Here is a 9,984-nt window from a genome sequence, read left to right on the forward strand (position 1 = left end):
TCGGCTGGAGTCCTCTCCAGCCGCAATGAGTTCAGTGTTTTAATCTGCAACAAGGGAATGTGAGGTAGTGTATCGGTCGGAGGGGACTCCGACCGATAAGGGCAGGTAAATGCTCTCCGATATTTTATCGGCTGGAGTCCTCTCCAGCCGCAATGAGTTCAGTGTTTTAATCTGCAACAAGGTAATGTGAGGTAGCGTTTCGGTCGGAGAGGACTCCGACCGATAAGGAAAAAGAATATTGTGTCGGTGTCACCAGTGTTAGAGTTAAACACTAAAATTTCATTTCCCTTATAAGACATCCACTTGAGGTCATCTTCAGACAGTCTGTAAGTCCTGCTACAGGATGTCAATAAAGAAAAGGTCAGTAATGCTATGATAAATTTCGGAGTGGTCATTTAATATAGCACACAACGGTTCGGGGCTTTGCGAGGGAGAGGATTAGAAAGCACAAACTTTCAATTTAGCACCAACGTAGCAAAACCATTTTTTTATTTGCTAATTCACACTTTTCAAGCAAATAAAAAATGGTTTTTGCGGAATAGAAGCACAAAAGTTGAATTTAGCACTTAACCCGCTCTCTTGCAAAACCCTTGTTAGTGGCTGTGGCTTTTTGTTTACTCTTTATTTGATACATTTATCTGTAAATCAAAAGATTAAAAAACTTTTGCATTTTCTCGAAATGTTAATTTTTCCAGAAAATATTTTCAGGATAAAAATATTCTTTGCTTTTGTTGTCGTAACAACAATTGTTTATGCAATCAATTTTAGAATATCAGGATTTTTACAATCTGCTTACGGGCAGGACACCACAGGCATTTAATCGTGTTTTGAATAAGAATTTCAGACAGAACGGAGTAGAATTAACCAAGGAACAATGGTCTTTTTTGGCTGTTTTGTGGGAAAATGACGGTTGCTCGCAACAGTATTTGGCAGATAAGAGCTTTCGGGACAGACCAAGCGTAACCCGTTTGATTGACAATATGGAAAAAGACGGTTTGGTCGACCGGAAACCCGATGTAAATGACAGGAGGTCTAATTTGATTTTTCTGTCAAAAAAAGGAAAGCAAATACAGGAAAAAGTTATGAATCTTGTCAATGCTACCGTCGAAGAATCCATAAAAGGAATCAGTGTAGAAATTAAGTGACAGTAAAAGAAGTGTTTCATAAAATATATCAAAATTTAGAGGTAAAATGAGAATTAAAAAGTTACTGCCTATACTTGCCTGCCTTTTGGCTTTTGAAGGAAAGGCTCAAATTGATGTGAGCCCGTCTTTGCAGGAAGCAATTCAGAAAGCAATCGACAAAAACGCTTCTATCCGAAACAAAGATTTGGAAGTGGAAAAAATCAGTACGGAAAAGAAAAGTGTTTGGAACAAATACATTCCGAAAGTAGAAGGTTCGGCAAATTATATGTATTTCGATACGAAAATAACGCTCGATTTACCGACAGGAAACATTCCGGTTATCAATCAGCCGGTTTTTGACGGAAAGCAATCGTTTGACAGTTACGGAAACTTATTGATGGGTAGCCTGATGGCAAAAACGGTTTTGTTTAGTGGTTTTCAGATTGAAAACGGAGCAAAGGCTTTGGAGCAAAAACGAATCGGAACGGCTTATCTTTCCGAGGCTGAAAAAGAAAGTTTAATTAAAGAAGTGATTCATTCGTTTGACCAAGTACACTTGTTGAACGAAGTCGAAAAATTGCTGATTGACAGCGAAAAACGATTGGCTACCGAAGCCAAAAGAGTAGAAAGGGCTATCGAAGAAGGACTTGCCATTCCGTATGACAGGGACAAAATCAAATTGGCAAATCTCGAATTACAATCCAAAAAGATAGAAATGGAAGGAAAACGAAAAGTCCTTTACCAAAAAATAAATTACCTCACGGGATATTCCGAAAACCAAATCAAAGAAGTAGAATATTTACTTGTTCCTTATGTGATTTCGGAAGATTTATCGGTTGAAAACAAACAAGAGCTAAAAGCCTTGGAATCATTCAAGAAGGCTTCCGATTATATGGTCAAGAAAGAAAAAGGGAGCTATCTTCCTGTTTTGGGAGCATTCGGAGGTGTTACTTATACGAGCCTTTTTGACGCTACGATGATTACACCTGAAATTCCAATGGTCAATTCCCGACTTTACGGAAGAATGAACGAATTTACGATGAGTCCGAATTTGATGGTAGGACTTTCGATGAAATGGGAAATTTTCAGCGGATTTGAACGTAAGCACAAAATCCACGAAGCCAAGATAAATGCGGAACAGGTGCAAAATCAATTAGACGATACCAAGGAGAAATTTGCTTTGCTTTTGGAAAATAACCTGGCGAATTACAGGATTCAGAATCAGAAATACCAAATCGGTCTGGAGCAGGAAAAAGTAGCTTCAAACAATCTGAATATGGCTGTAAGGCAATATCAGGAAGGGCTTATCAACATTTCCGAAAGATTGGAAGCGGAGAACAATTTGTTTAAAGCATCAGCCAATAAAATTCAGATTTTAGTAGAGCAAAGGCTGTCCGCTTTAGAAACACTTTCCGTAACAGGAGAATTAACCAAAACTATTTTAAACTAACTTATTAAAAGTGATGAAAAAGATATATTTATTATTAGTTGTAGTGATTTCCGCTGTCGGTTGTGGTAAGCCGAAAGCCGAGGTTATTCAGGGAAAAATCGAAAGGGAGCAAATCGGAATCGTATCGAAAATTCCGGGAAAAATCATTGAAATCCGTATTCAGGAAGGAGATTTTGTAAGGAAAGGTGATACGCTTGCTATTTTGGACATTCCTGAAGTCGATGCCAAAAAAAGTCAGGCTGAAGGAGCGGTTCAGTCGGCAAAAGCCCAATATGATATGACTTTGAAAGGAGCTACGGACAATCAGCTCAAACAGCTAGAAGCCAAACAAAAAGCATTGAAAGAACAGTACGAACTGGCTCAAAAATCCATTAACCGATTGTCAAATATGCTTAAAGATTCGTTGGTTTCCCAACAGATGTATGATGAGGCTTTCGCTAAATATCAGGGGGCTCAATCGCAGTATCTGGCTGTTCAGGCTGAAATTTCGGACGTGAAATACGGAGCGAGAATCGAACAGCAAAAAATGGCTTTTGGACAACAGGAAAGAGCTTTGGGAGCTTTGCAGGAGGTTTCGGTTGCGGATTCCGAGCGGTATATCATTGCTCCACAGGATATGACGGTAGAGTCCATTACGCTTAAAGCAGGGGAGCTGGCACTTCCCGGTTATACCTTGATTAGCGGAACGATTTCGGAATCGACTTATTTCCGTTTTACGATTCCCGAAAGCCGACTTTCAAAGGTTCAGAAAGGACAGGAAGTAACCGTCAATATAGTCTATAACAAAAGTCAGGTTAAGGGAAAAATAACTTCGGTTAAGGCTTTGGGAGCTTATGCAAACATCGCAACGGCTTATCCCGATTATGAAATTCAGGAGAGTCTTTTTGAGATAAAAATCAGTCCGATTGATGTAGAACAAGCTAAAGATTTGTTTAAGAAAACTACGGTTACTTTAGAATTGTAATAAGAAATTATGAAAAACTTTTTTTCGCTTATAAAAAGAGAATTCCGTTTGTTTTGGGATAACAGTGTGCTTCGGTTGCTTTTTATTGGGGCTCCGATTATGTACGGAATACTTTTAGGCTTTGTTTATCAGAAAGGTAAAGTTACCGATTTGCCTGTTGTGGTGGTTGATGAAGACCAAAGTCAGATGAGCCGAAAAGCTATTGAAATGATGAATGACAACGAGGTTCTGAATGTGGCTTTTATCCGATACGACCAAAACGATTTGGCTAAAATCGTAGCTGAAAACGATAACATTCCTGCGGTTGTGATTATTCCGAAAGATTTTGAGAAACAGGTAATGACCAAAAAATATCCCGAAGTGCTTACGATTGTGAATACTTCGAATGTTTTGACTGCCAATTATGCTTCGACAGCCATTCAGGTTTGTTTGGGAACATTCAAAGCGGGAGTTCAGATTGAAGCCCTCAAAAAACAGGGAATGCCCGAAAGTGTGGCTATGTCGCAATATGAGCCGTTCAAAACCACGTTTATCAAAAAATACAACCGAAGCACGAACTATATGTACTTTTTGTGGCCCGGCATTTTGGCTACGGTTTTGCAACAGGTTTTGCTGTTAGGCTTGGCTGTGTCGTTTGCCTCGGAATACGAAAACGGAACGTTCAGAACTTTGGTTTCGGAAAACAAATCCCTACTCAAAATAATGGCAATTAAGATAATTCCGTATCTGATAATGAGCTTCGGTATTTGGATCTTGTATTATCTGTTTACGTTTTGGTTCAGGATTCCGTTTTATGAAAATCTAGGTGCTTTGACCTTTGTAGCGGGAATTTTCGTGTTGTCGGTATGTTTTATCGGGATATTGGTAAGCATACTGATTCCGAGTCAGCTCAAAGCAACCGAAATCCTGATGGTTATAGCCACTCCGAGCTTTATTTTGAGCGGATTTACGTGGCCGCTTTCGCAAATGCCCGATTGGGTTGTGGCTGTTGCAAATGTGATTCCGCTTACGCATTTCTTACAGGCATTCAGAATTTTGCTGATAGAAGAAGGAACGTTGTCCCAATGTTCGGGCGCAATTTGGGCTATGATTTGGATTGGGCTTGTTTGTGCGGTTTTGTCTTATGTGGCTTTGTATTTTAAAAAGAGAAAGGTATTGAAACAAGGTTGAATTTTGTACTGCAAAAAAATCCTGTGTGGTAGATTTTTATTATTTTTTTCTGTGTCAGGTTGTTATTTTTCAGCCGTTTAATTTCAGGGGTACGGTTGTTCTGCCATTGCCACTAACGGTTTCGGGCTTTGCGTTCGGGCGGGTTTCGGAGCACAGAACTGTCTGCCAGCACTACACTTGAATAGAAGCATGACCCGTCCTGAAAAAAGTTGACTGTGTTATTGCATAAATCCTGCTATAGGTTGATGAAGATAAAACATCCTGAATATGGTTGATTAAAAAGGTTGCTTGTAGTGTGTGTGGCCCAAAAAAAGTTGTGTAGCCCTTCACAGCTAAAGCAACTTTTTTTGGGAGCCTAAGGGGTGTTGCTATTCATTCTTTTCGATTTGGTATTTTGCTGATAGTAGTTTTTCCATCTTCTTATCTGTGGTCCTTGTTGTTGGTGTACTTCATGCGGTATTTGCCAGTTGAGGCTGCTGTGCCTTCTTTTGTAATTGTAGACGGTTATGCATCGTGCAATATGTTTTGAGGCGTCATCAATATTGTCATAGTATTTGCTGATGAGTTCTGATTTCAGAATGCCATTTACCCGTTCTGCAATAGCATTTTCATAGGGGTCTCCGTTTTGAGTCATACTAATGTGAGCATTGTGTTGATGCAGTAGTTGTACATAAGCGGTACTGCAATATTGTATGCCTCTGTCGCTGTGATGTATCACTATTGTTTCTGGTGGTTTTTGTGCCAATGCTTTTTTGAGTGCCAGTGTTGCACTGCTTACTTTCATGTCATCACTTACATGGAAGCCGACGATTTTTCTTGAGTATGCATCTGTGATTAAAAAGAGGTAAGCAAAGCGGTGTTTGAGTGGTATGTAAGTAATGTCTGCTACCCACAGTTCATGTGCTTTGAATGGTGTAAAACCCTTTATCATATTGGGATAGCGGTAAAAGTGATGTTTGCTGTTGGTGGTATGCACACTGCGTTTTGTTCTTCTTACAAGCAGTTTATTTCTTTTGAGTAAATCAAAGAATTTATCTCTGCCCATTGCTATCTGGTGCTGCGCAAAGAACGGTTGCAGTTCAATAAATAATTTACGGCCGCCACATCGTGGCTGATGTTTTCTGATGGCGTCTATTTGTTGCAACAGCAGTTGTTCTGCCATCATTTTTGAGACAGTTTTTTGCTGTTGTTTGTGGTAAGCCTGAGGCGAATAACCCAGCAGCCGGCAAATCGTTTGCAGGCTGAAATGTGGATTTACCTTTTTTACTTCTCGGACTGTTGGGTGCCAGGCTTTTTTCTGATAGCGATATCCAGCTTTTTTTCTGCAACGTTGATCATAGTATCAAGCGCATCGGCACGGAGTTTTTGCCACTCCAGCTGTTTTTCCAGCGCTGCTATTTTTTGGAGCAGGGCAGTTGTTTGCTCGTTGTCGTGAGTTGACTTTTTCGGGGAGCTGTTCATGCTACTGGTGGAATAAGATTGTTGCTTTTGTGTTGGGGGTAAGTTATGAATTCCCTGATGAATAAGCACCCATTTGCAAATGGTGGTACGGCTGATGCCGTACTTGGCGGCGAGGGCTCTGAAGCCACAGCCCTGGGTTAAATACTCCTGAATGATCTGTTCTTTTAGGTCCATAAAATGGTTGATTTTTAGTCAACCTATTTCAGGACGAGACAAACAACTGCTGATTGTTATTCCGTCTGCCAGCCTTGCGGCAAACCTTTTGTCGCATGCAGTTTTTTGTTGTCAAGCCATAGAAACTGCTGGCTTTTTATTTGTCAAGTCGTTACTGCTTTTTTTATACCAGTTTATATTTGTCTTAAAATTTATTGTGTCGCCAATTCGTTCATATTCCTCAAAAAATAGATTTTCTACTGTTTGTGGCTTTCCATAATAATACCATTCCCATAAAACCTTGTCTGCCTTGTCAATTTGAAAATGTCCTTTCGTATCAGTAATGTTTTCTGCATTCCAAATTGTCAGCCGCTCTTGATTGTCAAATGTCAGTGTCAATTTATTTAACTCCTTGTCGAACGATACTATGTCAAGCTTATGAAAATTGTCCATCGGTCTGCCAAACCAACTTCCCCAAATACAAAGTGAGCCGCCTTCAAAATTTCGGGCTGAAGAATTATCTCTATTGAAAAACTCAATTGCTGTCATAAATAAGTGTCTAAAAAACAAAGTCGTGTCCTGTGTTGCTAATGTTAGAATACTGTGTCTGTAAAATTGCATACAACGTTCGAGTATTTGCGAAGGCAGGGAATTCATTGATTGTCCAGCCTGGTACAAATGCCCAATTGAAAACATGTTGTTGAAGTTAAGAACTAAAGCTGAAAATTGAACGTCAAGCCCGAACCGCTGCTGATGCCTGCATGACCCGTCCTGAAAAAAGTTGACTGTGTTATTGAATAAATCCTGCTATAGGTTGATGAAGATAAAACATCCTGAATATGGTTGATTAAAAAGGTTGCTTGTAGTGTGTGTGGCCCAAAAAAAGTTGTGTAGCCCTTCACAGCTAAAGCAACTTTTTTTGGGAGCCTAAGGGGTGTTGCTATTCATTCTTTTCGATTTGGTATTTTGCTGATAGTAGTTTTTCCATCTTCTTATCTGTGGTCCTTGTTGTTGGTGTACTTCATGCGGTATTTGCCAGTTGAGGCTGCTGTGCCTTCTTTTGTAATTGTAGACGGTTATGCATCGTGCAATATGTTTTGAGGCGTCATCAATATTGTCATAGTATTTGCTGATGAGTTCTGATTTCAGAATGCCATTTACCCGTTCTGCAATAGCATTTTCATAGGGGTCTCCGTTTTGAGTCATACTAATGTGAGCATTGTGTTGATGCAGTAGTTGTACATAAGCGGTACTGCAATATTGTATGCCTCTGTCGCTGTGATGTATCACTATTGTTTCTGGTGGTTTTTGTGCCAATGCTTTTTTGAGTGCCAGTGTTGCACTGCTTACTTTCATGTCATCACTTACATGGAAGCCGACGATTTTTCTTGAGTATGCATCTGTGATTAAAAAGAGGTAAGCAAAGCGGTGTTTGAGTGGTATGTAAGTAATGTCTGCTACCCACAGTTCATGTGCTTTGAATGGTGTAAAACCCTTTATCATATTGGGATAGCGGTAAAAGTGATGTTTGCTGTTGGTGGTATGCACACTGCGTTTTGTTCTTCTTACAAGCAGTTTATTTCTTTTGAGTAAATCAAAGAATTTATCTCTGCCCATTGCTATCTGGTGCTGCGCAAAGAACGGTTGCAGTTCAATAAATAATTTACGGCCGCCACATCGTGGCTGATGTTTTCTGATGGCGTCTATTTGTTGCAACAGCAGTTGTTCTGCCATCATTTTTGAGACAGTTTTTTGCTGTTGTTTGTGGTAAGCCTGAGGCGAATAACCCAGCAGCCGGCAAATCGTTTGCAGGCTGAAATGTGGATTTACCTTTTTTACTTCTCGGACTGTTGGGTGCCAGGCTTTTTTCTGATAGCGATATCCAGCTTTTTTTCTGCAACGTTGATCATAGTATCAAGCGCATCGGCACGGAGTTTTTGCCACTCCAGCTGTTTTTCCAGCGCTGCTATTTTTTGGAGCAGGGCAGTTGTTTGCTCGTTGTCGTGAGTTGACTTTTTCGGGGAGCTGTTCATGCTACTGGTGGAATAAGATTGTTGCTTTTGTGTTGGGGGTAAGTTATGAATTCCCTGATGAATAAGCACCCATTTGCAAATGGTGGTACGGCTGATGCCGTACTTGGCGGCGAGGGCTCTGAAGCCACAGCCCTGGGTTAAATACTCCTGAATGATCTGTTCTTTTAGGTCCATAAAATGGTTGATTTTTAGTCAACCTATTTCAGGACGAGACAGCACACAGCTGATGTTATAGTGTCCAGCCCTGCTTTTGCAAATACTTTTGTTGGTGGCAGGCGTTTGTCGTCAGGTTTGTTTTTTATCTTTTACACCTATAACTAAAAGCCACAAACAAGTTCCAATCTCTCCAAAGCTTGCAGGCAGACTTATGTATGATGATATTCCAATTTTAGAGTAATCATGAATTAGTGTGTATCCTATGAAATTTATTAAATACCCAAAACAGCCAAGCATTAATAATACTCCTAAAAGTTTGGGAAGAAACCCTGATTTAAAAACTAAATAACCGAACGGGAATAACCAAAGTCCTGAAAATATGTGAACAATCCGCATGCCATTGTCATACTGGTCAAGATATTGCATTACCGCTAATTGGATTTGGTCTGTTGATAAACCTAATTTACTTTGTCCACCTATGATAAGCGAAAGAATTGAAAATAAGTTTTGAACATTCAAGAAAAATACTGGAACACTTAAAACCGCTAAAAGCACCATAAGTTTTGCATAATTTTCATTTACGGTTTTCAATAATTTGTACAGTACAAGTGGCAAGAAAAGAAAAAAAGTATAGCATAAAAGTCCACCAACGATTCCTAACCGTAAAAGTGTTTGGGAAGAGGTAATATTTTGAAAAATTAAAGAAGCATTGTCTGCATTAAAAAGTTTAGAGGGTACATACATTAAAGTGAAAATGCCTGTTACTACAACCCCTAAATACAAAAGCCCTGCAATTCTGGCTAATTTTTTGTTTGAAATTTCTGTTGCCATGATTCATTTGGTAATTTAGTTTCTCCATTTCCATGCATACCATATAATTATTGAAGTAAGTATGCTTTCAACTATTGCGTAAAAAACATAGAAGGCTCTCCATTCTGAAATTGATGTAACCGCAATCAAAAGCATAATTGCTGTAAATAAAACGCCTGCGATTAAGTTCAACCTCCTATTTATTTTTGTTTTCAATATAACAGACAAGCAAACCATTAGAGCTGGAACTGCCAATAATGCGGAAGCTGCAAACAGTTTTACTGGATTATCAAGCATACTGTTTCCGTTGATTATCCCTTGCACTTTGTTAGGCACATAGAGTTCAAAATAGTCGCCATAGATATAAAAAAATGTCACTGATGCCCACAAAGCCGAAAGTTTGATTTTGACGTTTATTTTTAATTCTTCTAAATCACTTGAATTTGTACCACTTGAATTCATAATTGCGTTTAAGGTTTTAAGTTAATGATTTGTCTGGGGTGTTGCATTGGTGAAACGATTGAGTTGTATAAAAAGTTACAGTAAAATAAAATATTTGTAGTCTGCTGTCAATTGGAAACGGTTTGCTGGTAGGCTTGCCACCAACGTTTTGCCGCTTTGCGAAGGCGGGGATTTTTAGCACTAAACTTCATTAGATGCACA

11 protein-coding genes are annotated in these 9,984 nt (G+C 39.3%); 4 read left to right on the forward strand and 7 right to left on the reverse strand.

Features of this window, described 5'->3' with window-relative positions; all coding sequences use genetic code 11:
* Nucleotides 1-752 precede the first annotated feature (752 nt).
* From V7Q13_RS12580 to V7Q13_RS12595, 4 genes are read left to right on the forward strand one after another with little or no spacing between them, the layout of a single operon-like run.
* Entirely contained in the window at nt 753-1,145 is a 393-nt protein-coding gene (locus tag V7Q13_RS12580) for a MarR family winged helix-turn-helix transcriptional regulator (RefSeq protein ID WP_333801028.1), read from the forward strand.
* Between the two features lie 46 nt (nt 1,146-1,191).
* Nucleotides 1,192-2,574: a TolC family protein gene (locus tag V7Q13_RS12585; RefSeq protein WP_333801029.1), complete on the forward strand. Its 1,383-nt coding sequence runs from the start codon at nt 1,192-1,194 to the stop codon at nt 2,572-2,574.
* A 13-nt stretch (nt 2,575-2,587) separates the two neighbouring features.
* Nucleotides 2,588-3,538, forward strand: a complete 951-nt coding sequence (locus tag V7Q13_RS12590; RefSeq protein WP_333801030.1) for an HlyD family secretion protein — start codon at nt 2,588-2,590, stop codon at nt 3,536-3,538.
* A gap of 9 nt (nt 3,539-3,547) precedes the next feature.
* Nucleotides 3,548-4,708, forward strand: a complete 1,161-nt coding sequence (locus tag V7Q13_RS12595; protein ID WP_333801031.1) for an ABC transporter permease — start codon at nt 3,548-3,550, stop codon at nt 4,706-4,708.
* A gap of 355 nt (nt 4,709-5,063) precedes the next feature.
* Here the strand turns inward: V7Q13_RS12595 and V7Q13_RS12600 are convergent, their stop codons facing one another.
* From V7Q13_RS12600 to V7Q13_RS12630, 7 genes are all read right to left on the reverse strand, one after another.
* A complete protein-coding gene (locus V7Q13_RS12600; protein ID WP_333801199.1) occupies nt 5,064-5,948 on the reverse strand; it encodes an IS3 family transposase in 885 nt (294 codons plus the stop codon).
* A 23-nt stretch (nt 5,949-5,971) separates the two neighbouring features.
* Nucleotides 5,972-6,343, reverse strand: coding sequence for a hypothetical protein (locus V7Q13_RS12605; protein ID WP_333801032.1), 372 nt, complete (start codon nt 6,341-6,343; stop codon nt 5,972-5,974).
* A gap of 111 nt (nt 6,344-6,454) precedes the next feature.
* The gene (locus V7Q13_RS12610) at nt 6,455-6,871 is read right to left on the reverse strand and encodes a hypothetical protein (protein WP_333801033.1); all 417 of its coding nucleotides are present in this window, start codon (nt 6,869-6,871) and stop codon (nt 6,455-6,457) included.
* Nucleotides 6,872-7,249: 378 nt separating this feature from the next.
* A complete protein-coding gene (locus V7Q13_RS12615; RefSeq protein WP_333801199.1) occupies nt 7,250-8,134 on the reverse strand; it encodes an IS3 family transposase in 885 nt (294 codons plus the stop codon).
* 23 nt (nt 8,135-8,157) lie between these two features.
* Nucleotides 8,158-8,529 carry a hypothetical protein gene (locus tag V7Q13_RS12620; protein WP_333801032.1) on the reverse strand — a complete coding sequence of 124 codons (372 nt, stop codon included), beginning with the start codon at nt 8,527-8,529 and terminating at the stop codon, nt 8,158-8,160.
* 111 nt (nt 8,530-8,640) lie between these two features.
* On the reverse strand, nt 8,641-9,342 hold the full coding sequence (locus tag V7Q13_RS12625) for a DUF4386 domain-containing protein (protein WP_333801034.1): 702 nt from the start codon (nt 9,340-9,342) through the stop codon (nt 8,641-8,643).
* Nucleotides 9,343-9,357: 15 nt separating this feature from the next.
* Complete coding sequence (locus V7Q13_RS12630) at nt 9,358-9,783, reverse strand: DUF6326 family protein (RefSeq protein ID WP_333801035.1); 426 nt, start codon at nt 9,781-9,783, stop codon at nt 9,358-9,360.
* Nucleotides 9,784-9,984 lie beyond the last annotated feature (201 nt).

Origin of the sequence: Phnomibacter sp., from assembly GCF_036803085.1 — a bacterium.
GTDB lineage: Bacteria > Bacteroidota > Bacteroidia > Chitinophagales > Chitinophagaceae > Phnomibacter.